The organism is Pseudomonas sp. H1_D04 (genome assembly GCF_054683855.1).
The window spans coordinates 449,299-475,596 of record NZ_CP162826.1; the positions used below are offsets into that span (position 1 = coordinate 449,299).

General features: G+C 60.0%; 22 protein-coding genes and 1 pseudogene. 14 read left to right on the forward strand and 9 right to left on the reverse strand.

The genetic code is table 11. The annotated features are described in order from the left end of the window. Positions 1-6 precede the first annotated feature (6 nt). The 4 genes from AB4N82_RS02185 to AB4N82_RS02200 are packed head-to-tail and all read left to right on the forward strand — an operon-like array spanning position 7 to position 4,455. Positions 7-2,583 carry a fimbria/pilus outer membrane usher protein gene (locus tag AB4N82_RS02185; RefSeq protein WP_122764939.1) on the forward strand — a complete coding sequence of 859 codons (2,577 nt, stop codon included), beginning with the start codon at positions 7-9 and terminating at the stop codon, positions 2,581-2,583. A gap of 3 nt (positions 2,584-2,586) precedes the next feature. After that, a complete protein-coding gene (locus AB4N82_RS02190; protein ID WP_241089438.1) occupies positions 2,587-3,495 on the forward strand; it encodes a fimbrial protein in 909 nt (302 codons plus the stop codon). A 7-nt stretch (positions 3,496-3,502) separates the two neighbouring features. After that, positions 3,503-3,970, forward strand: a complete 468-nt coding sequence (locus AB4N82_RS02195; protein WP_122764938.1) for a fimbrial protein — start codon at positions 3,503-3,505, stop codon at positions 3,968-3,970. Then, a complete protein-coding gene (locus AB4N82_RS02200; RefSeq protein WP_122764937.1) occupies positions 3,967-4,455 on the forward strand; it encodes a fimbrial protein in 489 nt (162 codons plus the stop codon). The genes AB4N82_RS02195 and AB4N82_RS02200 overlap by 4 nt, the downstream gene beginning before the upstream one ends. A 5-nt stretch (positions 4,456-4,460) precedes the next feature. On the opposite strand, the gene AB4N82_RS02205 is transcribed toward AB4N82_RS02200, so the two are convergent. The 4 genes from AB4N82_RS02205 to AB4N82_RS02220 form a co-directional block, all read right to left on the reverse strand. Next, positions 4,461-5,108, reverse strand: coding sequence for a response regulator (locus tag AB4N82_RS02205; protein WP_032888855.1), 648 nt, complete (start codon positions 5,106-5,108; stop codon positions 4,461-4,463). Between the two features lie 28 nt (positions 5,109-5,136). Then, entirely contained in the window at positions 5,137-8,034 is a 2,898-nt protein-coding gene (locus AB4N82_RS02210) for a hybrid sensor histidine kinase/response regulator (RefSeq protein WP_122764936.1), read from the reverse strand. Positions 8,035-8,159: 125 nt separating this feature from the next. Further along, a complete protein-coding gene (gene pvrR / locus AB4N82_RS02215; RefSeq protein ID WP_095184174.1) occupies positions 8,160-9,359 on the reverse strand; it encodes a response regulator cyclic di-GMP phosphodiesterase PvrR in 1,200 nt (399 codons plus the stop codon). Further along, the gene (locus AB4N82_RS02220) at positions 9,356-12,169 is read right to left on the reverse strand and encodes an ATP-binding protein (protein ID WP_122764935.1); all 2,814 of its coding nucleotides are present in this window, start codon (positions 12,167-12,169) and stop codon (positions 9,356-9,358) included. The genes pvrR and AB4N82_RS02220 overlap by 4 nt, the downstream gene beginning before the upstream one ends. 163 nt (positions 12,170-12,332) lie before the next feature. On the opposite strand from AB4N82_RS02220, the gene AB4N82_RS02225 reads away from it, so the two are divergent. The 5 genes from AB4N82_RS02225 to tal all read left to right on the forward strand — a co-directional run bounded on the left by AB4N82_RS02225 (position 12,333) and on the right by tal (position 18,156). Continuing rightward, complete coding sequence (locus AB4N82_RS02225; RefSeq protein WP_032888847.1) at positions 12,333-13,520, forward strand: MFS transporter; 1,188 nt, start codon at positions 12,333-12,335, stop codon at positions 13,518-13,520. Between the two features lie 160 nt (positions 13,521-13,680). After that, positions 13,681-14,520 carry a lipopolysaccharide kinase InaA family protein gene (locus tag AB4N82_RS02230; RefSeq protein WP_122764934.1) on the forward strand — a complete coding sequence of 280 codons (840 nt, stop codon included), beginning with the start codon at positions 13,681-13,683 and terminating at the stop codon, positions 14,518-14,520. Between the two features lie 529 nt (positions 14,521-15,049). Continuing rightward, on the forward strand, positions 15,050-15,778 hold the full coding sequence (locus AB4N82_RS02235) for a metallophosphoesterase (RefSeq protein ID WP_122680162.1): 729 nt from the start codon (positions 15,050-15,052) through the stop codon (positions 15,776-15,778). A gap of 152 nt (positions 15,779-15,930) precedes the next feature. Next, a complete protein-coding gene (gene dusA / locus AB4N82_RS02240) occupies positions 15,931-16,917 on the forward strand; it encodes a tRNA dihydrouridine(20/20a) synthase DusA (RefSeq protein WP_122764933.1) in 987 nt (328 codons plus the stop codon). A 312-nt stretch (positions 16,918-17,229) separates the two neighbouring features. Then, positions 17,230-18,156 (forward strand): transaldolase, encoded by a 927-nt coding sequence (gene tal / locus AB4N82_RS02245; protein ID WP_032888840.1) that lies wholly within the window; start codon positions 17,230-17,232, stop codon positions 18,154-18,156. Positions 18,157-18,339: 183 nt separating this feature from the next. Here tal and rssC read toward each other — a convergent pair whose 3' ends face one another. Beyond that, positions 18,340-18,822, reverse strand: coding sequence for an anti-sigma factor antagonist RssC (rssC, locus tag AB4N82_RS02250; protein ID WP_032888838.1), 483 nt, complete (start codon positions 18,820-18,822; stop codon positions 18,340-18,342). Then, positions 18,822-20,003 (reverse strand): two-component system response regulator RssB, encoded by a 1,182-nt coding sequence (gene rssB / locus AB4N82_RS02255; protein WP_032888836.1) that lies wholly within the window; start codon positions 20,001-20,003, stop codon positions 18,822-18,824. The genes rssC and rssB overlap by 1 nt, the downstream gene beginning before the upstream one ends. A 278-nt stretch (positions 20,004-20,281) precedes the next feature. Between rssB and AB4N82_RS02260 the strand changes: the two genes are divergently transcribed. Further along, a complete protein-coding gene (locus AB4N82_RS02260) occupies positions 20,282-20,578 on the forward strand; it encodes a PilZ domain-containing protein (protein ID WP_095184124.1) in 297 nt (98 codons plus the stop codon). 62 nt (positions 20,579-20,640) lie between these two features. On the opposite strand, the gene AB4N82_RS02265 is transcribed toward AB4N82_RS02260, so the two are convergent. Beyond that, the gene (locus AB4N82_RS02265; RefSeq protein WP_032888832.1) at positions 20,641-21,330 is read right to left on the reverse strand and encodes an MlaA family lipoprotein; all 690 of its coding nucleotides are present in this window, start codon (positions 21,328-21,330) and stop codon (positions 20,641-20,643) included. Between the two features lie 195 nt (positions 21,331-21,525). On the opposite strand from AB4N82_RS02265, the gene AB4N82_RS02270 reads away from it, so the two are divergent. Then, positions 21,526-22,134 carry a hypothetical protein gene (locus tag AB4N82_RS02270; protein WP_032888830.1) on the forward strand — a complete coding sequence of 203 codons (609 nt, stop codon included), beginning with the start codon at positions 21,526-21,528 and terminating at the stop codon, positions 22,132-22,134. Between the two features lie 110 nt (positions 22,135-22,244). Continuing rightward, positions 22,245-22,511, forward strand: a complete 267-nt coding sequence (locus tag AB4N82_RS02275) for a DUF4404 family protein (RefSeq protein WP_032888829.1) — start codon at positions 22,245-22,247, stop codon at positions 22,509-22,511. Positions 22,512-22,636: 125 nt separating this feature from the next. On the opposite strand, the gene queF is transcribed toward AB4N82_RS02275, so the two are convergent. Together queF and copI are read right to left on the reverse strand one after the other, a co-directional pair. Then, entirely contained in the window at positions 22,637-23,467 is an 831-nt protein-coding gene (queF, locus tag AB4N82_RS02280) for an NADPH-dependent 7-cyano-7-deazaguanine reductase QueF (protein WP_099601413.1), read from the reverse strand. 66 nt (positions 23,468-23,533) lie between these two features. Beyond that, positions 23,534-24,046: a copper-resistant cuproprotein CopI gene (copI, locus tag AB4N82_RS02285; RefSeq protein ID WP_032888825.1), complete on the reverse strand. Its 513-nt coding sequence runs from the start codon at positions 24,044-24,046 to the stop codon at positions 23,534-23,536. 157 nt (positions 24,047-24,203) lie between these two features. Between copI and AB4N82_RS02290 the strand changes: the two genes are divergently transcribed. After that, positions 24,204-24,884, forward strand: a complete 681-nt coding sequence (locus AB4N82_RS02290) for a heavy metal response regulator transcription factor (protein ID WP_122755755.1) — start codon at positions 24,204-24,206, stop codon at positions 24,882-24,884. Next, positions 24,881-26,235: pseudogene (locus AB4N82_RS02295) on the forward strand (heavy metal sensor histidine kinase). The gene AB4N82_RS02290 and the pseudogene AB4N82_RS02295 overlap by 4 nt, the downstream one beginning before the upstream one ends. Positions 26,236-26,298: the final 63 nt, after the last annotated feature.

The following is a 26,298-nucleotide window of genomic DNA, read 5'->3' on the forward strand; positions in this document are numbered from 1 at the left end:
ACGCCCATGCCCCGTTCACTCCCATTCATGCGCCGTTGCGCCATGAAGGCTTTCGGCTGCCCGATCGCGGCGGCCTTGGCCTTGCATTTGGCCCCTGCACAGGCTGGCTACGAGTTCGATGCGTCGTTCCTTGAGATCGGCGGCGGGCAGAGTTCGGCCGCCGTGAAACAACAGGTCAGCGCCATGAGCGAAGGCCAGTTGCCGGGGATTTACCGGGTAGACGTGTTGGTCAATGAGCATTCGGTCGAGCAGCGCGATGTACGCTTTATTCGCGCCAGCGGTACGTCGGACCGCTCCTCCACCGGGCTTTTCCCGTGCCTGGATACCGACTTTTTTCGTAGCCAAGGGGTTGCCGATACCGCCCTGCAAAACCGCAGCGACGCCGACGCTACCTGCATCGCGTTCGACCAGGGCCTGGCCGGGATGGTCTACGACTACGATTTCAACCGCCAGGTGTTGTCGATTGAGATTCCCCAAGCGTACTTGGGCAGCATCCCGTTTGAAGTACGCCGCCGGCAGTGGAGTGACGGCGAGCAAGTGGCGTTCACCAACTACAGCTTTTCCGGGAGTACGGTGGAGTCCGACACCGGCAGCCGCCAGGACCAGTTCGGCAGCCTGCGCAGCGGTATAAACGCCGGAGCCTGGCGGCTGCGCAATTTCTCCACTTGGCAGAAAGGCACAGGCGACACCGGGCGTTGGGAGTCGATGGAAACCTACGCCCAGCGCAACATGGGCAACATGATGGCGATTGCCACCGTGGGCGACTCCACCACCGAAGGTGACCTGTTCGACGCCATCCCCTATCGCGGGCTGGGCATTGCCTCGGACATGGACATGCTGCCCGACCAGGCCCGCCAATTCGCGCCAGTGATTCGTGGCATCGCCAACGGCCGCTCGCGGGTGATCATCCGCCAGCGCGGTTACGTGATCCATGAGCAGTGGGTGCCCTCGGGGCCGTTCGCGTTGACCGACCTGTACCCCACCGCCAGCAATGGCGACATTGAAGTCACCGTGGAAGGCCCCGATGGCCAGCGCCAGGTGTTTACCCAGTCGTTTTCGTCGGTGCCTTACATGCTGCGTGAGGGCCAACAGAGCTACTCGGTATTCGCCGGCCAGTACCGCCCGGCGCAAACGACCACGCAGCAGGACACCCCACGTTTTATCCAGGCGTCCCTGCGGCGCGGCCTGGCCGGCGGCACCACGCTGTTCGGCGGCAGCCTGCTGAGTGATCAGTACAGCGCCGGCCTGCTAGGGTTCGCCCACGACTTCGCCGGTTTCGGTGCGATTTCAGTGGACATGACCCACGCGCGCAGCGAAGCCATGGGCCCGGCAAAAACCACCGCCAGCGGCCAGTCGTTTCGCTTTCGCTACTCCAAAGCCCTGGCGGCCACCGACACCAACTTCAGCCTGATCGGTTATCGCTATTCCACCGGCGGCTACTACTCGTTCAACGAGGCGCTCAACAGCCGCACCAACGAGCAGTCGCTGGAGATGTACCGCAGCGGCCATATGAAGAGCAACTTCACCGCCAACGTGTCCCAGCAACTGGGCGGCTACGGCGGTGTGTATGCCAACGTGACGAAAACCAACTACTGGGACAAGAGCAATGCCGACACCTCGATTCAACTGGGCTACAGCGCCAGCGTCGGGGACATTTCCTACACACTCGGCTTGAGCGCTAACAAAGGGGACAGCAGCAATGACCGCACGCTGTCCCTGAGCATCAGCATGCCGCTGGGCGGTACACGCAACCAGCGTGTATCGGTCAACGCGAACCAGAGCGCGCGGGGCACGGCCTCGCGCACGGCGACGTTGAGCGGCAATGCGCTGGAGGACGACACCCTGGCCTACAGCGCTGGCGTGTCGCAGCAAGTCAACGCTAATGACCGCGTGATGGGCAGCACGTTTGCCGCGCGCTATGACGCACCCAACGCCATCGTGCACGGCGGCTATAACGAGACCTCCGGTAGCCGGCAACTGGACATGGGCATCGAGGGCTCGGTGGTCGCCTATGACCGCAATCTGATTTTCAGTCAGCCTCTGGGCGAAACCAACGTGATCGTGGCCACACCCGGTGCCGCAGACGTGGGAATCGCCAACAAGCGGGGTGTGCGCACCAATGCCAATGGCTACACGGTGGTGCCGTCTGCCCTGCCCTACCGCAAGAACCGTATGTCGCTGGACACCCAGTCGATGCCGGCTGACGTCGACATCGCCCAACTGGTGCAGGAGGTCACGCCGAATCGCGGGGCCTTTGTGCTGGCGGACTTCGAGACCCGCAAAGGCCAACGCATTCTGTTTCGCATCATCGATGCACGCGGCGAAGCAGCACCGTTTGCCGCCAAGGCCGAACTGTTCGCCCCGGATGGGCGCTCTTTGGGTAGCACACTGGTGGCCGACAAGGGCCGTGCGTACCTGAGCGGCGTACCGGCGCAGTCACGCCTGTTGATCAGCGTGGATAACCAGCCGTGGTGCAGCCGCGAATTGAAACTGGACGATAAAGGGCCTGCCGAGGGTGGGATTACACAACTGAACATTCAATGTGAGCGCGCGGCCGGTGGGTCGGGTGCCAAGGATTCGTAAGTAATGATCATGAAAATCAAGCCTGGAAACTGCTTGCTGAAGCTCATGACACTGGTGGTACTGGGTTGGCTGTCGCCTCAAGCACAGGCTTTTATCAGTGGAAGCATAAAATGCTCTCTCTCGGGCTATCCATCCAACGGTTACGAATTCGCCGCCGGAGCCGAGATGAAAGTCCCATTCAGCGGTACCTGCACAGCGGTACGTACCTACCCGTCTGGCGCAGGTACCAATTTGGAAATCACGGCGATTTCCGGAACGTCCCCCGCTAACCTGCAGGTCCTGGACCCCTATAGCAACACCTATATGCTTCAACTGCCGCTGGGCAGTTGGGGAGCCGCATGCTTGGGTGGGACTTGCGCGCCCATACTCGCCGGACGCTCGGTTTCTTACGTGTACTACGTAGTGGGAACCGCCCCGAGTACGCCGGGCCGGCGCACCGCGAGAGTGAAGCTTGGCGTGACCTCTACAGGTGGTTGGCAGGCCTATGCGGAATGGTTCCATGAGTGGCTATTCATCTACAACGTCCGCGCCGTCAGTTGCAGCTTGAGTTCTCCGAGCGCCGTCAACTTGAAATTCGGCACTATCAGCAGCGCTAATCTCAGCGCCGTTTCGCAGTCGACCAGCGTGTCACTCAATTGCCCGTCGTCGATGCGCGCCAACGTGACCTTGACGCCGAGCCAGTCAGTGGTCAGCGCCAATACCGGTGTGTCACGCACCACGCTTGCGGGGCTGAACATGCAGGCTATCTGGACCGACAGCGGCAACCCGGTGGTTTTTACCAGCCCGCGCGCGATGCAACTGAGGGCCGGCAGCAACAGCGTGAATTTGAGTTTCAAGCCGCAACTGGAGGCTGGGAAATCGCCTGCCGGTGCGTTCCAGAGCCAATACACCCTGAACATCAATTACCAATGAGGCTTTCATGAAAACGTCATTGCTCGCCCTGGTACTGCTCGGCACTGCCGCCCAGGCCGCCGACACCGTGAATATCACCGTAAGCGGCACCCTCACCCGACCGCCCTGCGTACTGACTTCTGGCACCTCCCTCACGGCAGCATTCGGTAATGTGCGCACCGACCAGGTCGCCACCACCGATACCGTAGCGGTTCCCGTGAAAATGACCTGCCCGGCTGGCTCATCGCTGAACGTAAGCTTCGCTTCCAACAAAGGCACGCACACCGACACCGTGGCCAAGACCACGGCCGACAACCTCGGCGTTTCGCTGTTGTGGGCAGACAATACGGTGGCCAACCTCAAAGGCACCGCCAAGGCCTACAGCAACCTGAGCGGCAACGTCGACATCAGCCTCAAGGCGAAGCTGATCGCACAAGGCACCCTGACGCCGGGCGCGTTCACCTCGTCGATCGTCATGACCATCAACTACCTATGAAAGCGCTTATCTGGATACTGCTGGCGGTGACCGGCACGGCGGTTGCGCAACCGGCGGATGAGGCGAAGATCGATGTCAGCGGCAAGTTGATCGCGCCGCCCTGCACACCACGCTTTCCCACCTCGCAACAGTTGAAACTGGGTGACGCCAACCTCAACCAGTTGGTCGATGACAGCGTCGCCGCTACCGACGTACCGCTGATCTTCGATTGCCAAGCTGACAGCCAGGTGAGCCTGACGTTTTCAGCGGGGTTGGGCAGCGCTGACAACCAGACCCTGCTCACCAATCGCGCTGGTCTGGGACTGCACCTGGGGCTGTTGAATAAAAGCGCGAAGGCCGATTTCAGTCTGGGAGAAACCAGCAACTGGACGGTGGAAAAAGAACCATTGGAACTGACCCTACGAGTCAAGCCGGTGACCGTGGGCGAACTGCCCGAAGCGGGCAGCTACAGCGCAACGCTGTTGATGCAGATGACGTACCGCTAACCCCCCTACTGAAACTGCCGGGCCTCGATGCAATAGGTCAGCAGCGCCTGATCACTGTCCACATCCAGCTTGCGCATGGCCGAGATCTTCTGTGCGCTGACGGTCTTGTTGCTGCGGCTCAACTGCCTGGCAATGTCGCTGACACTCATCCCCGTGACGAATAAACGCAGCACCTCCATCTCCCGGGGCGACAAGCTCTGGAACCGCTCCTGCACCTGAAACCCGTTGCCCACCACCGACGTCGCCGCCGGCATCGGTGCCCGGTAACTGCGCTGGGCACTGATGGCGCCCAGGGCTTTCTCGATTTCACCGTGCAGGTGGTTCTTCTGGATCACGCCGGCCACGCCCAACTCCTGCAAACGCGTGAGGATCAGGCTGTTGGAGATCATGGTCAGCACCAACACTTGGGTCTCGGGGAAGTGGCGCAGGATGTACTCGATCAACTTCAGGCCATCGCCATAAGTGTCATCGCCGGGCATGTTGAAATCGGTGATCAGCACTTGCGGCCGATGGCTGCGCAACTGCTCGATCAACTGCGTCGAACTGACCGCCTCGCCCACCAGGCGGTAGCGGGCGTCGCGCTGCACGATTTCGCGCACGCCCACCAACACGATGGGATGGTCATCGGCTATGACGACGTTCATGTCTCGCATGGTTCAGCTCTCTTGTAGGGGGCGTTCATCAGGTGGATGACTCGGCCAGCAGGCACTGCGCGACGGCCGTCAAGCGCGCGCACAACACACGGATCTGCGTGGTGGCATGGCTGTCCAACGGGCCATCGTAGAGGGTGTTTTCCCATGTCTGACAGGCGTTGGACAACAGCCCGGCGCGCACGCTGGCCAGCGCGCCGTTGAGGCTGTGCAGGCGTTGGCGCACCCGATCGGAGTCGCCGGCGTCCAGGCTCTGTTCAATGAGTTGCACGTCGACCAGCAGGGTCTCGCCCATCAGTTTCCGCATGGACGGCGACAGCTCGATCCAGCCTTCCCGGTCGCGGTCCGGCGCCGGTGTCGTTAGGGCCGTGGCGCGCCTGCAGTGCGCCATCAACGCCTGGCGCAACATGCTCAGGCTCAGCGGTTTGACCACCCAGGCATTCATGCCCACCGCGAGGCAGCGTTCGCCTTCTTCGCGCAACGCATTGGCGGTGACGCCGATAATCGGCACCTGCACGCCCTGTTCGCGCAAGGCGCGGGCCAGATCGTAACCATTGAGGCGTGGCATGTTGATGTCGGTGATCACCAGGTCAAAAGGCTGCGAGCCCCAGATCTGCAACGCATGCTCGCCGTCCCGCGCCACGGTGGCCTGGGCCCCGAGCTCTTCGAGCTGCTCCTGCAATACCGCCTGGCTGACCGGGTTGTCTTCGGCCACCAGCACCCGCACGTTCAGGCACGGCGCATCCAGACAGGGCGAGGCCAGCGCCGGGCTGGTGGCTGAGGGCACGGGAGTGAGAATCGGCAAGGTAATGAACAGCGAAAAACTGCTGCCAAGGCCCGGTTCGCTGACCACGCGCATGCTGCCGCCCATCAGTTCACTGAGGCGCGAGCAGATCGACAGCCCAAGGCCCGCACCATTGCCATCCTGGCCGCCGGCCACTTGGTAGAACGGTTTGAAGAGCTGTTCCACGGCCTTTTCCGGAATGCCCACGCCGGTGTCGGTGACTTGCCATTGCAAGGCGACTTCCTGCTCGAACAGCTGTTGCACGGTGAGGCGCAAACGCACGCGGCCGGAGTCGGTGAACTTGATCGCATTGCCCAACAGGTTGTGCAGGATCTGCCGAATGCGCCCGGCATCGCCGCGCAGTTGCTGCGGCACCTGCGGGTCGATCTCGGCGTCGATCTGCAAGCCTTTGTTGCGCGCCGTGGCGGTGAACGCCAGCACCGACTCGTCCACCAGTTGATGGGGGTCGAAGGCAGCCGCCTCCACCGCCATTTGCCCGGACTCGATCTTCGACACGTCGAGCACGTTGCTGATCAACTGGAACAGCACAGTGGACGAGCCCTGGATGATTTCCAGGTACTGACGCTGGCGCTCGCTCATGTCGGTCAGGGCCATCAGCTCCAGATTGCCCAGCACGCCATATAAGGGTGTGCGGATCTCATGGCTCATGGTCGCGAGGAACACCGTCTTGGCCTCGTTGGCGGCGGTGGCTTCCTGACGGGCCTGGTTCAGTAATTGGGCTTCGTCCACATGCCGCGTGATGTCGTTGCAGCCGCAAAGAAATACGTCGTCGCCCTCGTAGCGCGCGGCCACCACCACAACCTGCAAATAACGGCCGTCCACCGCCAGGCACATTTCGCCGGGTGTGTCGGCGCCGTCGTTGGCCTTGAGTACTGCCAGCAAGGAAGCGGTGCCGCCCAATTGCAGGGCGCGTTGGTTCTCCAGCAGCAGTTGCGTGTCGCTGCGCCGCACCACGCACAGCCCGGCCGGGGCGTTGTGGAGCATGATGCGGTTGAACGCTTCGCTCTCGAACAGCCGCTCCTGAGCGCGCTGCGCCGGGCTGACGATGCGCGTCTTGTACCAATGATTGATCCACCAGCCGAGCAGCATGGCGGCGAGGAACGTGAGGCCGAGACCGAGCAGCGGCCATTTGGCGTAGCGCAGGAAGTCCTGATAGGTGATGGCGTACAAGCCGGTCCAGCGTTCACCGCCCGCGCTGGTCATCTTGAAGCGCAAGCCCTGGCGACTGAAGCTCAAGCCCATCGGCGCCATCCGTTCGTCGCCGAGGCTGCCGAGCAACACGTCGCCCTCGGGCGCGATCAGGGTGAACTGGTTGTAGACCGACAGTCGCAACACCCGCTCGAACTCATCGACCTGGGACGTATCCACCACCGCCGCCAAGGCCAGCAAGCCCTGGCCTTGAGCAGCCGGCAACACAGCGCCGGGCACATCAAGACCGATCATGGCGACCACGCTGCGGCTGTCGTGATACAGCTGCGACGGCGCGCGCATCCAGCGCACGCGGCTGTCATTGAGCAAGGCGGCCTGGCGCTGTTGCAATTCATGCAAGCGCCCGACCACCTCGCGGTACTGTCCGGGCAACAACGGCTGATGCTGGCGTAGGCCGCCAATGCCGGGCACAGCTAGGCTGGTGAGGTTGTCAGGGGTGAGCACGAACAGCTGTGGCGATGCATAAAACGAGCTGGCCCAATATCCGCCGTAGTAGTCGGTCAATTGCACGCCAAATGCCAGCGCGCGCCGTGTGTCATCCGCCGATAAGCCGGGATCGTGGGACAAGGTGAACGGCAGCGAGAGCGCAAACCCCTTGGCCTGCAACACCACCTGCCCAGCGTCGCGCTGCACCTCCACCACCGACGTCGATTGCACCGCCGGCAACGGCGCCGAGTTGCGCTGGCTGTAGCCGCTGGCCACATTGCGCAGAAACGCCTCATGCTCATGGATGATTTCCACCACACGGGCAAAGTGAAACTGGATCTTTTCCTGTTCGGCTTCCAACAAACGCGACACTGCCCAATAGCAACTGCTGGACAGCAGCAAGGCGAGCCCGGTGAGCAACAACAGGGCTTTGTTCAGGCGTTGAGAGCTTTGCGCCAGCTTGTCCAGGCGCAGACTTGCATGTTTCATCGTCAGTACCGCGAAAAGCCTGGAATCAGGACGTAGGGCCTATGCTTCATCCGGCATTGACCGATAACACCCGGCTGACCGGATGACCCTTCCTCTGGGCTTCTTGACTGTGTGACCCCGGCCGTTCAGATAAGTGCTGGCGCAGGGCCATCCTCGATCAACAGCGCGCTGAATTTTTCGGCAGCGACGCCGTGGGAAATCAAGAAGCCTTGCACCTGGTCGCAGCGAAAACGCCTCAGCACCGCCAGCTCAGCCTGGGTTTCGGCGCCTTCGGCGATGGTCGTCAGGCCGAGTTTGCGGCCCAGTTCGATGATGCTTTGCAAGGCCGACGCCAGGTGTTCGTTGTCTGCACAACCGTGCACCAGTGAGCGGTCGATCTTGACCTCGTTGAACGGCGTAGACACCAGGTTGAAGTAAGAACTGAAGCCCTTGCCAAAATCATCCTGGGCCAGACCGAAGCCCATCAGGCGCAGGCGACATGCTCCAGCGTAGTAGTTGCTGGCCAACTGTGTGGTGGAGCTTTCCATCAGTTCGAAGGTGATTTGCCGGGGCTCCGCGTCGCGCTGCAGCACTTGGGCCAGCAAGCGATCGACCAGGTCGCACTGGTCGAGCAGATGGGTTGGCAGGTTGATCGACACCGGCAACCGGTAGCCGAGCTGCGCCCACTGGGCCTGGGCGGTCAGGGTCTGGGCGAGGATGCAGGACAGCAGTTGGGTTTCCAGGCCCTGGCGTTCGATCCCGCCGAGAAACTCGGCGGGCATCAGCAGGCCCTCCTGCGGGTGGACCCAGCGAGCCAGGGCTTCGGCGCCGACAATACGCCCGTCGTGCAGGGATTTCTTGGGCTGGAACCAGGCCTGGATCTCACCGTTGGTCAATGCGCGGGCCAGGGTGTCCCGCGCCAGGTTGACGCCGCGATGGCAACACGGCGTGCGCGCCTGTTCGGCCAACCGGTCGAGGCAATCGCGCAGGCTGCGCACCTGCGGATCGCTGATCGGTTTGGACAGTAATCCAGCCACCGTCAGGCCCAGGTTGCCCGCGACCTCCCCGGCCCCCACCAGCATGCGCCGCGAAGCCACACTCATCAGCGCCAACGCGGGCGGCGCCTGCAGGCCGGCCAGTTGCTGGATCAGTTGCACACCGTCCATCCCCGGCATCATCAGGTCGCTGAGCAACAGGTCGTAATGCTGGCTGGCCAGGCGCTGCAACGCGGTGGCGCCATCCCAGACCGCGTCGACGTCAAACCCGCCGATGGCCTGGAACACGTTGATCAGGTACTCATGCTGAAAGGGATGGTCTTCCACGATGAGCACGCGATAGGCACTCAAGGCTCGCTCCTTTGAAAGCGCTGCAGGCACTGATAGAGCGCGCGCAGGGTAAACGGCTTGACCAGGCAGTGGTCCATGCCGGCGCTGAGGCAACGCTCGGCTTCGTCGAGCATCGCGTTGGCCGTGGCGCCGATGATCGGCAGCGAACAGCCCAAGCGGCGAAGTTGTTCGGTGAGTTCGTAGCCGTTCATGCGCGGCATGTTGACGTCGGTGAGAACCATGTCGAACGGGCGTTCGCCCCACAACGACAGCGCCTCAATGCCGTCGCCGGCGAGTACCACGGTGCAGCCGAGTTCTTCCAACTGGTCGCGCAGGATCAACTGGTTGATCAGGTTGTCTTCAGCCACCAGCAGACGCAGGTTCAGGCTGACCTCGGCGGGCGCCTCGCGGGGGATGGGCGACAGGTGTTCCTCGATGCCCTGGGCGCGGCTGACGGCACGATTGAGCGCGTGCAGGTTGTTCAAGCCGATCTGCCAACACGCGCCCGGTCCCAGCGAGACGCCATGCTCATCAGCCGACGCAACTACCCGTGGGCCCGACCAGCGAAGCCGCGCAGCATCGACCGCGCCAGGATAAAGCTCGACCAGCACCGCGCCGGGGTCTGTGGCGACGGATTCGGGCACGCCCAATTGCGCCCGCGCACCCCAGCGCCGCAACCAGCCGCCGATGCTCTCGGCCAGTTCGCGTACCGGTGACACCACATAGACCCGCTCGCCCAACAACGGCAAGGCCCAGGGTTGATCGTCGGTGACCTGCTCCAACGGCAAGTTGAAGGTAAAACTGCTGCCCAGGCCCGGCTCGCTGACCACACGCAACGTGCCGTTCATCAAGTGCACCAGGCGCTTGCAGATCGACAGCCCGAGCCCGCTGCCCGCCACCACATTGGCGTTGCCGCTGGCCTGGAAGAACGGCTCGAACAAATCGGGCTGATCGTGCGCCGCAATGCCTTTGCCGGTGTCGACCACCTGCCACTGCAACATGCTGCGCTCGCCCTCACGGCTTTCCAGGCGCAAACGCAGGACGATGCGCCCGCTCTCGGTGAATTTGAGCGCGTTGTTGAGCAGGTTGTTGAGGATCTGCCGAATCCGTGTGACATCCCCGCGCACGCGTTCGGGGGTGTGCGGGTCGAGGCAACTGAACAATTGCAGGCCCTTGCTCTGGGCGGCACCGGCGTAGCCTTGAATCACTTCCTGCACCAGTTCCAGCGGAGAAAACACCGTGAGTTCCAGGGACAACTGCCCGGCTTCGATCTTGGAGACATCCAACACGTCGCAGATCAATTGCAGCAGGTTCGCGGAGGAACCTTCGATGGCATTCAAGTAGCCGCGCTGCTGGTTGTTGAGCTCGGTGCGGGCAAGCAACTCCAAGGTGGCCAGCACGCCATACAACGGCGTGCGGATCTCGTGGCTCATGGTTGCGAGGAACAGGGTCTTGGCCTCGTTGGCCGCATCCGCCAGGGTTCGCGCCTGCTCCAGCGCCAACTCGACCTGTTTGCGCTCGCTGATGTCGCTGAAGGCACAGATCAACACTTCTTCACGTTGGTAACGGGTAGGTGCAAAGCTCAGGAACAGGTGGCGACCATCGGCCATCTGCAACTCGTCGGTGCTGCCGTGTTCGGCGTCATGGAAGGCACGGCGAACCCAGTCGAGACACAGTCGCCGGCGCTCCTGGCCCTTGCCCAGCCATTGGCGCGACAACGGGTTTTCCAGCACCACTTCGCCGTCACTGCGCCGCAGCACGCACAAGGCCACCGGGGCGATCCGAATGACCGCACTGCTGAACGCTTCGCTCTCCACCAACGCTTCGATGCGATTGGCCGCCGGGATGATCAGGCGCTGGTCGATGCGCCGCACCAGGCGCACCATCAGCAGGCTCGCCAGCGCGCACAGCAGCAGGCAGACCAGCAACGGCAGCGCCAGGCTGGGCAACAGCGAGCTCAACTCCAGGCTGTAGACGATCTGCCAGTGCGAATAGCCCAAGTGCTTGCGGATCGCCAGGCGGTCGGGCAACCAGCGGCTGCCTTCCCAGCCGAAACTGGCGGTGGAGTGATACTGGCGCAACACCTGCGCCGCCGCCGGTTGATGGGGCGCGCTGCTGAAAATCAGCTGGCCCGCGCCGTCGAGCAACATGAAGTCGCCGGCCTTCTCATGCTGCAAGGCGTTGATCAGGTCCGGTCCGTCCACCTCTAATCCAAGCCAGCCCGATGAAGGACTGCGCTCGTCCAGGCGCGTAAAAATGTACAGCGATGAATCCAGGCGACTCTGCTCGGTCAGCCACAACTCATCGCTAACCGACACCTTGCCGGTATCCACCGCCATCAAGCGCTTCAACACCGATTCCGGTACGGCTCCCGGCGCTTCGCCCACGGTAAACAGGCGCTCGACCAGCGGCGTGGCACGCTGCGGCACGTAAATCAGGTTGACCTGGTTGGCCTGCAAGTAATCGAGCATGCGTCGGGTCAGCCACAGGCTCCAGATATTGCCTGCTTCACCGAGGGTGATATGCACTTCTTCGGCCGGCACTTCATTGAGGTTGCCCACGGGCGGCGTCTTATGGCTGACGGTGGACAGGCCGAGGCTCTTCAACAGCGTCTGGCGGCTGACGAAAAAACTCTGTGCGTCGGAAATCGCCTCGTTCATATAACTGCGCCGCAGCGAAATTTCCTCGCTGAATGCCGCGCGCAGATAACTGTAAGCCCCCACATAAACGCCGAGCACCAACGCAAAGGCAAACAAACGCAACAACTTGCGGGCTGCCTTGGGCGTCGAGAAGGTTGAATCGAGGGGTTGCAGGAAATGTTTGAGTTTCATCGCCCAAAGGTTAGGGATGAGCAGGAGCCGGGTGAATAAGACGGATCTCAAAGGCCGGCGCCGTGATGGGATGGAACTCAGGCGTAATCCGCTGTTCTAGACTCCTTCGTGGCCGCCTCGTTAGGATCGGCGGCTCGTCTTTCCCTCCTGCACAGAGCGATCCATGTCTATCCAGCAAACACCCGGGCACGTATTGCCCGCGCGCAGCGCCGCCAAAATGGAAGCCGCCATGGCCGTGGGCGCTTTCGCGATCGGTACCGGCGAATTCGCGATCATGGGCCTGATGCCCGACATCGCCCAGAACCTGGGGTTGAGCGAACCTCAGGTCGGCCACGCCATCAGCGCCTATGCGCTGGGCGTGATGGTCGGCGCGCCGCTGCTGGCGATCCTCGGCGCCAAGCTGCTGCGCAAACATATGTTGTTGCTGTTGATGGGCTTGTACGCGCTGGGCAACTTCGCCACGGCATTCACGCCCACCTTCGGTTCGCTGGTGGCGTTCCGCTTTATCAGTGGCCTGCCCCACGGCGCCTATTTCGGCATCGCTGCCGTAGTCGCCTCCAGCATGGTGCCGAACGACAAACGCGCCGGTGCCGTCGCCCGCGTCATGATGGGCCTGACCTTGGCCATGCTGCTCGGCAACCCCATCGCCACCTTCCTCGGCCAACACCTGGGCTGGCGCTCGGCGTTCGCGCTGGTCAGCGTGATTGCGCTGTGCACCATCGCCCTCGTCTGGCAATTCGTGCCGCACCGCCATGACGAAGAACGCAGCGACCCACGCAAGGAACTGCGTGCCTTCACCAAACCCCAGGTGTGGATGGCACTGTCCATCGGCGCAATCGGGTTTGCCGGGATGTTCTGCGTGTTCAGCTACCTGGCACCGACCATGCTCGAAGTGACCAAAGTCTCGCCACAGTGGATTCCCTTTGGCCTCGCCGCGTTTGGCGTGGGCGGGATCATCGGCAATATCGCCGGCGGCAAGCTGTTTGATCGCATGCAGTTTCGCGCGGTGGGTTGGATCCTGGTGTGGTCGATTGGCGTATTGCTGTTCTTTCCGTTCGCAGCGGCATCGCTGTGGGGCGTACTGCTGAGCATGGGCCTGGTCGGCACCATGGTGGCGTTGGCTGCACCGTTGCAGATCCGCCTGATGGACATCGCCCACGAAGCGCCAAGCCTGGCGGCAGCATCCAACCACGCGGCATTCAACCTGGCGAACGCGCTGGGCCCGTGGTTTGGCGGCATGGCGATCACGGCCGGGTTGGGATGGACCAGCACCGGCTATATCGGCGCAGTCACAGCGTTGGCCGGGTTGGGGATCTATCTGATTGCACGACGGATGAAAGGCGGGGAATAAAGTAATAGAACTCCTTGAAATCAGGCATCAACGCCAGAAAACGCTCAGAAAACCCTACGTGAAAAATATTTCATTTCCAGACAGGTTACGTTCAGGTTGGATCCAATAGATCGTGCATGTAACATATCTGTAATACTTTTCCGAATGACAAGGATGTGTTTTGAGCTTTCCCGATAGAAATGTGCTTGAGAATTTTCCCGCAACGCTCAATCACGGCAACGCGACGGTGTTCACCACACACACCGGCGACGACGGAGTCCACCAAGCGATTCAGGACCTGATCGACACTCGCCATCAACTCAAAAACCGCATCAGCGCGCCGTTGAAAGGCATGGAGAACGATCTGTTCGCCAAGTCCCAGCCGTTGGACAGCCTGCGTCCTAAACTGCGCGTCACCTTCGGACGCTCCAAACGCGACGGCACATTCGACTGGCCCGTTGAGGAAGTCATCAACACCCTGGGCGCGCAGAAGCGCGGCGCACCGGTCGCCGGACTGCGTGGTTTCGGTTACAGAAAATCTGCGCTTGGCCTAATCCAGGAATTTTTCATCTTCACCGAGATGCTCGACGGTTACCTCAGCGGCCTGGAATGGCTCAAGCAGGAACGCGGCGTCCTAAGCCTGATCACCGCGTCATTCAAATTGCTGCGCGCCCTGCACAGCAAACACATCATCCACATGGACTTCTGGGCCAACAATGTGATGGTCGACCCGCAGCACCCCACGTGCGCCAAGGCGATTGACCTGGAGAACTGCTTCCTCACCCAGACTGACTACCTCACCGAAGTGCTGGCCTTTCAATTCGGCTTCTATTATCGACGCGAGGTCTTCCGCTTTGTGATCGAGCAGGATTACGACCGCATGGTGATGGAAGAACTGGTCAACTATCCCCGTATCGACCGTGCGCGTTTTGACGAGATGTACACACTCAGCAAGCACGAAAACATCAGCCGCCGGGCACGGCGTGAGATTTTCCATAAAGGCACTGTCGAAGTGGGCTGACGCAGCCCTGCCTGTAGTAGCGGGTTTGCACAGGGCCGGGCGAGAAAGTGCGGGAAATTTCCTGAGGGATTTAGCGGTCTGAGCTGCACAGCCGCCTCAATCTGTATTTACTGATTCCCAAACTGTGTCGAAGGGCCCACTGTGAAATTCATTTGTGCACTCACGCTTCTATTGCTCGCCCAGGCTGCCTATGCGGCCGAGTCCCCCGCGAACCCTGATCCCTACGGCGGCCCTGATAAACGCCCAGAGAACAGTGAAAATGTCACAACGTACTTGAACGAAGATGGCTCCTCCACTACCTCGGCAGTGATGGTTTATGGCGATGGCCATAAGGAACACTGCATTATCCAAATGGCACCGCCTGCAGCGACACATCGGCTACCGAAAGTCACCAGCAAGACGTGTACGAGGATTCGCTCGTACTTTAAATAGCGGGCGCAGGGGGAAGCCGCGATTTCCATGCGTACGTTACCAAGTCTCCTAGTACGTAGTATCCTTAAAATTAAATATCCCCCCTCGATCACTGACCATGCACAAAACCCAGTCGTTTTTACCCAACAAAATTGGTCGAGATTTTATAGTCGGTGACGTCCACGGGCACTTCAAGCTATTAGAGCTTCTTTTAAAAAAAGTGGACTTCAATGAACGCATAGATCGAATCTTCTCTGTGGGCGACCTCATTGACAGAGGACCCGACTCCATCGATGCCGTGGTCTGGCTACAGAAGCCCTGGTTTCACGCCGTGAGAGGCAACCATGAACAGATGGTTATCGACTGTGTTTCTGGCAATGGCGACATTGCCAGGCATTCGCGCAACGGTGGAGCATGGCTCTACAAACTATCAACTCAATTTCAACAGACCCTGTCTGACGCCTTAAAAGATCTTCCTCTAATAATAGAGGTTGAATTAACAGATGGTCGAAAAATTGGGATTGTGCACGCAGAGACTCCGCTGACGCATAACGATGACACCTGGCAGAGTGCAAAAGACGCTATTACGGGTCAGTTTGGCGAAGTCCATCAACGCCTAGCGCTAGAAAAAGCACTGTACGCCAGAACAAAAATCGAAAGCCTCGACGAAGCTTTAACTCAAGGTATTGATCAAGTTTATGTCGGCCATTCAACTGTATCCTCCCTTACCTATTTGGGAAATACGATCTACATAGATACAGGCTGCTCCTTTGACGACGGAGCGTTAACCCTCATAGAACTAACGACTCAGACGGCTACAAACGTTTCCATGCAAGCAATGCAATGAAGAGACGCCAGGGTCAGGCCACGATATCCGACACAATCATTGATTGAGGATCCTCACCGTGTCCCCTGTCGCTTGAGACGGTGAAGAGCGCAAAACACCCCTGATACATCCCTGATAAACTAGGCCACTCGCCTCGTTGACTCAGATTCCCAATGTCCCTACAAACAGCTCCACTCTCCCGCCGCTTCTCCGTTGCCCCGATGATGGATTGGACTGACCGCCACTGCCGGTTCTTCCTGCGCCTGCTCTCCAAACACGCCCTGCTCTACACCGAAATGGTCACCACTGGGGCGATCCTCCATGGCGACCATGAGCGTTTCCTGCGTCACAGCGAGGCCGAGCACCCGCTTGCGCTGCAATTGGGCGGTAGCGTTCCGACGGATCTGGCGGCCTGCGCGCGCATGGCGGAGGCCGCCGGTTACGACGAAGTGAACTTGAACGTCGGCTGCCCCAGCGATCGGGTGCAGAACAATATGATTGGCGCGATCCTGATGGCTCATCCGGCGCTGGTGGCCGATTGTGTGAAGGCGATGCGTGATGCGGTGTCGATTCCGGTGACGGTGAAACACCGTATCGGGATCAATGGCCGGGACAGTTATGCGCAGTTGTGTGATTTCGTCGGGACGGTGAAGGACGCCGGTTGCACCAGTTTCACCGTGCATGCGCGGATTGCGATTCTGGAGGGGTTATCGCCTAAGGAGAATCGGGACATTCCGCCCTTGCGCTATGACGTGGCGGCGCAGTTGAAGCAGGACTTCTCTGAGTTGGAGATTGTGCTCAACGGGGGCATCAAGACGCTGGAGCAGTGCCATGAGCACTTGCAGACGTTTGATGGCGTGATGTTGGGGCGGGAGGCTTATCACAATCCGTATTTGCTGGCGGAGGTGGATCAGCAGTTGTTTGGCAGTGCACAGCCGGTGATCAGTCGGGCGGACGCGTTGGCGCAGTTGCGGCCTTACATTGCTGAGCATTTGGCCGGTGGCGGGACGATGCATCATATTACGCGGCATGTGCTGGGACTGGGCACTGGGTTCCCCGGGGCACGCAAGTTCAGGCAGTTGCTGTCGGTGGATATTCATAAGGCCGCGGATCCGTTGGCATTGTTGGATCAGGCTGGGGCTTTGTTGGAAGGGCGTTGATTGGGTGGCTTCCAGGGGAGTCCGTTGATTATTGGCTGAGCTGGCACACCGTCATCGGGGCAAGCCCCCTCCCACATTTGGTGCGGTGTGTGCCGGGGAAGGCATCAGTAGGCATGAAGGCGATATCCAAGTGTCATCGGGCAGTTGGGTTGAACCTGCTGGCGAATTTGCCCTCCTATTTAGCACCACGGCCGGTCATTCAAACGGCTGTTTTCAGGTTGTTGCCCTCGCAAACGATCGAACGCATTTGCGCCCTTGAGCGCCTCTCGGCGCTCGGGTAATGTCATCAGACCCATAGGACAGAGCACGCTCATGACTTCCAAGCTGGAACAACTCAAGCAATTCACCACTGTCGTAGCCGATACCGGCGATTTTTCCACCCTCGCCAAGCTCAAGCCGCAGGATGCAACCACCAACCCTTCCCTACTGCTCAAGGCCGCGTCGATTCCGGGCTATGCCAAGCTGCTGGATGAGTGCGTGCAGGACTGCAACGGTGATGTGGGCCTGGCCAGCGACCGTTTTGCGGTCGCTGTGGGGCAAGAGATTCTTAAAGTTGTGCCGGGCCGCATTTCCACCGAAGTGGATGCCCGCCTGTCGTTCGACGAGGCCGCCATTCTCAAGCGAGCGCACCGTCTGATCGACCTGTACGAAAAAGCCGGCGTTGGCCGCGACCGTGTACTGGTCAAGATCGCCTCTACCTGGGAAGGCATCCGCGCGGCAGAGAAGCTGGAGAAAGAAGGGATTCAGACCAACCTGACACTGTTGTTCTCCTTTGCCCAGGCTGTGGCGTGTGCTGAGGCAGGGGTATTCCTGATTTCGCCGTTCGTGGGCCGCATATACGATTGGTACAAGAAGGCCAACGGTAACGACTACACCGGCTCCGATGATCCGGGCGTGCAGTCGGTTACGCGCATCTACAACTACTACAAGGCCAATGGTTATAAAACGGTAGTGATGGGTGCGAGCTTCCGTAACCTGAGCCAGATTGAAGAATTGGCCGGGTGTGATCGCCTGACCATCAGCCCGGACCTGCTGGAGAAGCTGGCGGCGGATGAAGGCAAGCTGGAGCGTAAGCTGTCGCCTGGCCATGCCGGTGAAGCGCGAGTGCATATGACTGAAGCGCAGTTCCGTTGGGAGTCCAACGAAGATGCGATGGCGACTGAGAAGCTGGCGGAGGGCATTCGTCAGTTTGCCCGTGACCAGGAAAAACTTGAGGCGCTGTTGTCCGCCAAGCTGTAAACAGCGGGGACGGCAAAAAGGGCGGTACCTGTGAGGGTACCGCCCTTTTTTTGTGTCTCAAACCGATCTCAGTTCAACTGCGGGAGCGGCTGCTCCCGATAGCGGTGAGTCAGTTGTGAATGTGCTGACTGACACTGCGCTATCGAGGCTCCTCCGACATTTGGAATGTGTTCGACAGAAGGATCAGTGACGCTCGAGCGCGTTGACGAGGTCGTGAAACGCTTCGCGATTGGACTCATTGAGGCCCATCAGGATCTTGTGCGCTTCCAGCACCTTCACCCGCACCATTTCTTCAGACTGATCCTGGGACGGCAGGTCGGTAAGACATTCCGGGCAAGGAATCGGACGATCAACGATGTTGAACACCTGATCAAAGCCCATGGACTGCAGCAGCCGGGTGATGTCTTCGTGGGTGGTGACGACGGTCGGCAACAGGCCAACCTTCTGCCGAGACAGAATGGACAACTTGGCTAATAGCCCAAGGGTGGTGCTGTCAATGCTGCGAGTTTCAGTCAGATCGATCACGATCGCCGAGAAGTTCAGCGCAGTGAAGATCCGCTCAATCGTCGCATCCAGCGCCGAACATAAGGTCAGGCGCACTTCACCGACAAACTTCAGGACGAAGGTCCCGTCTTGCTCAGCGAATTGGATTCTTCCGGTACTCATCAAAGATTCCTGCTCAACACCAATAGGGCGATATCATCCGGCATCTCCCCTAGCGTGGCCAATCCAAAAACCTGCCGCAGGCCATCCAGGCTGCCGCCAGCTGCCTTGACCCGTTGGGGCAAGGCGGCTTCTTTCTCTTTGAGTGTAGGCTCTGGAAGAAGGTCCAGGATGCCATCCGACATCAGCGTCAGGCTGAAGGTCGGCGGCAGTTCCAAAATGTGGTCTTCGTAGGTGGCTTCATTGAACAAGCCGACGGGCAGACCACGCCCTTCCAGGTAACGCACACTGTCTGGAGTGTATAAAACAGGCATCGGCAGGTGACCGCCAATGCTGTAGGTCAAAAGACCGGTTTCTTCATCGATCACGCCGCCTACCATCGTCACGTGCTTGCCCAGCTTGCAGCTGATCAGGCCTCGGTTGATGTGGCCCAGCACCTCGGAGGGGGTGAATTCCGGCAAGGTGCCATTGCGCTTGGATTCAAACAACAGCCGTGTGGTCATGAACTTCAACAACACGGTGACAAAAGCAGAGGAAGCACCGTGGCCCGAAACGTCGGCCAGATAGAACGCCACACGTCGCTCATCCACACGGAAGTAGTCGACAAAATCACCCGACAGGTACAGCGAAGGGATGATTTGGTGCGCAAACTTGAACTCGTCGATGGTCCATGGGCTGACCGGCAGCATGTTCATCTGTACCTGGCGACCGGCGTTCTGGTCTTCCTGGAGCAGGTTCAGGCTGGCTTCGAGCTCGCGGTTGGCGGTTTCGAGCTTTTCGCGGTAACGCTGGTTCTCGACCAGCAGACGTGCACGATCCAACGCGCGGCGCACTGAGTGCTCCAGCACCGCAAGGTCTTCCAGGGGTTTGATCAGGTAGTCGGCGGCGCCCAGGCGCAAGGCCTCAACGGCGTCGTTCATCACGCCGGCACCGGACACAACAATCACCGGAGTCTGCGGGGCAAGCTCAGTCACCTGGCGAATCAGCTCCAGGCCGCCCATCTGGGGCATGCGCAAGTCGCAGATCACGAGGTCGGGCTGGTCGCGCTCGAATACCTGGAGACCCTGTTGGCCATTACTGGCCTGCAGGACGCTGAAGCCACTGTCTTCCAAATAGGCCGCGAGACTCGCGCGCACTACTTCGTCGTCATCGATTATCAGCAGCGTGGCACTGGTTTTTTGCATGTGGGCAAACGGCGCCAGAATTAGGTTGGCGTAGGCAACTCGGCAATGGCCGGGGTCACACTACTGGATTCGCTTTCTAGCCTCTCTGTCCTACAAAAGCGTAGGCGTTTTGCCCACGCACAACTGTAAAGCAGAGGTGCCCTTCTAAGGCGCAGACGGTACTCCCATCCGCCAGGTGTTTCAAGCTCATGCCGATGGTCGCCAGGCGTCTTTACATCGCAAATCACCGGGAGTTATAAGAACAGCCACGACCACAACACAAAGTAAGGATGGAACCCATGAGCGAACACGAGCGCGACTACGCCGAGAAACGCGATTTCATCCGCATGCGAGTGGATGCCGATGTGTCTTTGATCCACGAAGGCCAAGAGATTGCTGGGGTTTGCGTGGATCTTTCCAGCTCCGGAATGCAAGTGCAGGCACCGCGCCAGTTCAACGTAGGAGACCTGCTGACCGTGCGCATTGATTCAGAACATGCGGCCCTTAAAGGCCTGGAGGCAGATACCAAAGTGGTGTGGGCCAAAACGGTGGGCAATGATCAGCAATTGGGCCTCAGCATCCTGAAAATGCGCTGAAACCCGCGCACAAAAAAGGCGATCACTCAGGATCGCCTTTTTTCATTTCAAACGATCACCTCTTAAAAGTCGTCGACGACCTTGCCATCTTTGACCTTGAACTCACGGTTCTGCAGGTAGGCGTTACGAATGAAGGTGTATTTGTCGCCGGTGATCAGCTTCTCACTGTCGAGCAAGCTGGCACGGGCGTCGACGATGCCAAGGCCCATGACGCTGTTACGCAGGGACACGTCATCCATATAGCGATAAGGCTGGGTGTAGCTGTCGACGTACTTGGACGGCGCATCACGCAGGGTGCTTGGACCCAGCAGAGGGATCATCACGTACGGACCGCTGCCAACGCCCCAGTAGCCGAGTGTCTGGCCGAAGTCTTCATCGCTGCGTTGCAGCCCCATTTTGGTGCCTACGTCGATGAAGCCCAGCACACCGAACGTGGTGTTAACCAGCAAACGGGCAGTATCGACACCTGCATTGTGAGGTTTGAGCTGCAACACATTGTTGGCCAGGTTGCCGACGTCGCCGATGTTGCGGAAGAAGTTGTGGATACCGTCTTCAACAAATTGCGGAGTGATCCATTGATAGCCTTGGGCCAATGGCTTGAGGGCATAGGTATCAACAGTGTCGTTGAAGGTAAAGATCGGGCGGTTGACGCTTTCCCATGGATCATCTTCCGACGCAGCTTGCACAGCGAACGGGGCCAGCAGAACGGTGGCACACACCGACAGCTGAGCGAAGTAGTGGCTCCAGCGCATAGCTTTTGCTCCTTGAATGGTCTGTCATGGGCGCTATGCCCTGAATAAGGTAGCCAGTATATGACGGAAGTGCCCAATTAGGCAGCCGCCGGGAAAACTCATACCGCAAATGGACAAAATTCCTACAATTGAGCCAACTGTCATCGGACTGTCATCCTGCCTCGATAGCGTCACAGCTATTTCAGGGATGTCGACATGCCTCAAGCCGAGATTGCAATCACCAGCGCACCCGCCTTGACCGCCGTGCTGTTTGGCCTGAGTGGCTGCCTAGTGGATTTTGGCTCACAGGCGCGCACCGACTCTCCTTCCCCGGATTCACAAGCCACGCCGGGCGCCCTGAAAATCCTGCGCAACCTCAAAGAGCTGGGCGTGCCCTGCGCTTGGCTGGATGAGCTGCCGCCTGCGGTGACCACTCCTTTGGCCGCCACCTTGCCCACCTGGCTCAAAGCAGCCTCGCCCTCCTCCATCCGCTGGCCCGCCCCCCACGCGTGCTGGCAAGCGCTGATGGAATTGAATATCGAACGCCTTGAAGGCTGCGTCCTGGTCAGCGGCGAGCCGCGCTTGTTGCAATCGGGACTTAACGCCGGGCTGTGGACCATCGGCCTGGCCTCCTGCGGTTCGCTGTGTGGCTTAGCGCCCGAGCAATGGCAAGCACTGAGCGACAAGGAACGCGAACACAAGCGCGGCAAGGCCACCGTGACGCTGTATGGGCTGGGAGTGCATTCTGTGATCGATCACTTAGGCGAACTCGGCACCTGCCTGGCAGACATCAGCCGGCGCCAGCTCAAAGGCGAGAAGCCCTGATCGAGATCATGCACAGTCGGCGCCGGTGGATTAATCTACAGTTCATCCCGTAGACCTTTCTCAGCGTGCCGTGGTCTATGCCAGTGCCTATCGATAAAAGGAAGAACGTCATGCCTGATCGCAAAAAACTGGAAGAACAGGTCAATATCCTGCGCGGGCAATTGGAGCAGGAGCCACCGCTATCGGAAGAAAAACGTGAAGCGCTGGAAGGGTTGATTGCCAAATTCGAAGTGCAACTTGAATTGGAACCGGCCACCCAGACACCGAGCATCGCCGATGATGTGAACCGTGCAGTGGAAGGTTTTGAACTGGACCATCCGGGCATTGCCGGGACACTGCGCAATATCGTGATCACCCTGGGCAACATCGGCATTTAACCCGAACCCAAGCCAGACACAGAACCAGAATGTGGGAGGGGGCTTGCCCCCGATTGCGGAGCGTCAGTCACCGAACCTGTGCCTGAACCTCTGCTATCGGGAGCAAGCCCCCTCCCACATTTGTTTTACTGGCGGGCCAGGCGCACGTTCTGGAACGCCACATCCTCGGTACTGCGATAAGGGTTGATATCCAGCCCGCCGCGCCGCACATACCGTGCATACACCGTCAATTTCTCCGGCTTCAGCAGGCGCTGCAGGTCGAGGAAGATGCGCTCCACACACTGCTCATGGAAGTCCGAGTGCTGGCGAAAGCTCACGATGTACTCCAACAGGCTGGCGTGGTCCAGCGCGTGGCCACGGTACTCCACCACCACGCTGCCCCAGTCCGGCTGACTGGTAACCGGGCAATTGGACTTGAGCAGGTGGCTGTGCACGCTCTCCTCGACAATCCGCGAGTCGTCGCAACGCAACAACTCGGGGCGCGGGTGTTCGTAGCTGCTGACGTTGATATCCAGATCGTCAATGCATACGCCCGGCAATGCCATCACACCCTCGGCCTCGATCTCTGCAAGCCTGCGGATGCGTACGGTCACTGGTTTGCCGGCGGCGGCACTCAGGTCAGCGCGCAGTGTCGACTCAAGGCTTTGCGTATCGGCAAAGGCGGTCTGGTTCAGCGAGTTGAGGTACAGCTTGAATGACTTGGACTCGATGATATTCGGCGAGTCGGCCGGGATACTGAACTCACCAATGGCCACCACCGGCTTGCCCGACGGTAACAGCCAGGACAGTTCGAAGCAGTTCCAGAAATCCACGCCCTTGTAAGGCAGGGTCTCGGCACTCAGGCCCAGCTCGGCCCACTTGGCGGCGCGAGGAATCGGGAACAGCAACGAAGGCGTGTACGTGGAGATGTATTCACTGGACTTGCCCAGCGGCGAATGTTCGGCTGCGGGATGCATGGCGGAAACCTGGCTAAATAAACCGCGCCAGTCTACCAGCCTTTGCCCCCGCCCTTAAGAAACGCCTTACTCAACGGTCAGCTTGCCGACCATGCCTGCCTGGTAATGCCCGGGCAGGTTACAGGCGAACTCCAGACCGGTGGCCTGGGTGAATGTCCACGTCAGCTCAGCAGTTTTACCGGGCTCGACCAGCACACTGTTCGGGTCATCGTGCTTCATTGCACCATGGCCCATGGCGCTGTGGTCCATCTTGCCCATGCCGGTAGACGTGAGCATGCCACTGGCCTGCATCTGCAACATTTCCTTCTGGTGCGCCGCGTGCATCGCCGCGTCACCGAGGTTGAATTCATGCAGCAACTGGCCCTTGTTGACCAGCACGAAGCGCACCGTCTCACCGGCTTTTACGTCCAGGGACTTGGGCGCAAAGGCAATATCCTGCAGCGTCACTTCTACGGTGCGCGTGGCCTTGTCAGCCGCCGCTGGTTGACCAAATGCATAGCTGTGGGATGCATCAGCCATTGCATTGAAACTCAACGCCAACAGGCAACCCGCCAACAACTGGGGTGTACGCAACGTCATCTCTCTTCTCCAAAATGTATAACCGGCTTGAGCCGCACTCTAAGATTACGCCGCTGCCAGCCAACTGACTGCTAGATTACAACTTTGTCAGGTTGCGCCCCGCACCTGGTCCCCACGGTATAAAGCCCCCTCGCCACCCGTTGCCAAGAGCTACCCCATGAAATTGCTGATCGTCGAAGACCAACCGAAAACCGGCCACTATCTGCGTCAAGGCCTGGCCGAGGCTGGCTTTACCACCGAACTGGTGGCCGACGGCACAAGCGGCCAGCACCTGGCGCTGACCGGCGATTATGACCTGCTGATCCTAGATGTAATGCTGCCCGGTCGCGACGGTTGGCAAATCCTGCAAGCGGTGCGCAGTGCGGGTCTGGAGATCCCGGTGCTATTTCTGACCGCCCGGGATGCCGTAGAGGACCGCGTGCATGGCCTGGAATTGGGCGCCGACGATTACCTGATCAAACCCTTCGCCTTCTCCGAATTGCTGGCGCGGGTGCGCAGCCTGTTGCGCCGTGGCAGCAGCACGCCCCTGGAAACCGCCCTGCAAGTGGCCGACCTGCGCTTGGACCTGATCCGCCGCCGCGTCGAGCGCGACGGCCAACGTATCGACCTGACCGCCAAGGAGTTTTCTCTACTGGAACTGCTGCTGCGCCGCCAGGGCGAAGTGCTGCCCAAAACGCTGATCGCCTCCCAGGTGTGGGACATGAATTTCGACAGCGACACCAACATCATCGAAGTAGCGATCCGCCGCCTACGCCTCAAAGTCGATGACAACTTCCCTAATAAGCTGATCCACACCGTTCGCGGCATGGGCTATGTGCTGGAGGAGCGGTGCAATTGATCAAGCGCCTGTCCCTCGCCAGCCGCCTGGCACTATTGTTTGCGGCTTGTACGGCAGTGGTCTCGCTGATTGCAGGCGTGCTATTCAACCAAGCCAGTGAGGCGCACTTTGTCGAGTTGGACCAGCAGCAACTCGACAGCAAACTTGTGGCGTTGCGCAGCACCTTGCAGGGTGTCGACTCACCTCAAGCGTTCAACCAACGCGAGGCGCAACTGCGCGTCGAACTCAATCGACAGCCCGACCTTGCACTGCGCATCACTTCAGCCGGCCAGCGCTGGCTGGACGATGCGCCGAACGTCGCCCTGCCCACCGCGCCCGGCCTGCATAGCCTACAAAATGCCGGCACCGATTACCGCGTCTACAATGCGCCACTGAACGCTGGCCAAGCTGACTCACCGCAACTGAGCCTGATACTCGACATCACCCACCACCAGCACTTCCTGCAACGCATGCAGCGTTTGATCTGGCTCACCGTTGGCCTCTCTGCCCTCGCCACCGCGCTGCTGGGTGCCTGGGCCGCACGCAGCGGCTTGCGCCCATTGCGGCGCATGGGCGAAGTGGCTGCCAGCGTATCGGCCCACTCCTTGACCCAGCGCCTGCCCCAGCAACACATGCCGGCGGAACTGGCTGAACTGGCCCAGGCCTTCAACGCCATGCTGGGACGATTGGACGACGCGTTCCAACGCCTGTCGGCCTTCTCCGCCGACATTGCCCATGAACTGCGCACGCCGCTGTCGAACCTGCTGACCCAGACCCAAGTCATCCTCACCCAGCCACGCCCGCTGGAGGATTACCGCGAGGCGCTGCACAGTAATTTGGAAGAGCTGCAATGGATGGCCCAACTGGTCAACGACATGCTGTACCTGGCCAAGGCGGACCACGGTTTGCTGATGCCCAAGCGTGAGCCATTGGCCCTGGCCGATGAAGTGGAGGCGGTGCTGGAGTTCTTTGCGTTGCTGGCCGAGGACGCGCACGTATCGCTGGTACAAGAAGGCAGCGCTCATACAGCCGGGGATCGCGGCATGTTGCGCCGGGCTTTGTCGAACTTGCTGGATAACGCCCTCAGGTTCACCCCGGCAGGCGGCGAAGTGCGGGTAAGAATAACCGAAGGCGCAATGGGCGTGACGCTAGCGGTGGAGAACACCGGTGAAGGCATCCCCGGGGCGTTGCTACCGAGGCTGTTTGATCGGTTCTATCGGGCCGACCCGGCGCGCCATGAAGGCAGCAGCGAACATGCGGGGCTGGGGCTGGCGATTACCCAGTCGATCGTGCGCGCACATGGGGGGAGGATTTTTGTGAGTCCGGGGCTGGATGGACGCGGTTTGTGATTGAGCTGCCAGCTGTAGATTGATGCAAGCTGCACCGGCCCTATCGGGGGGCAAGCCCCCTCCCACACTTTGATCTATGAATACCT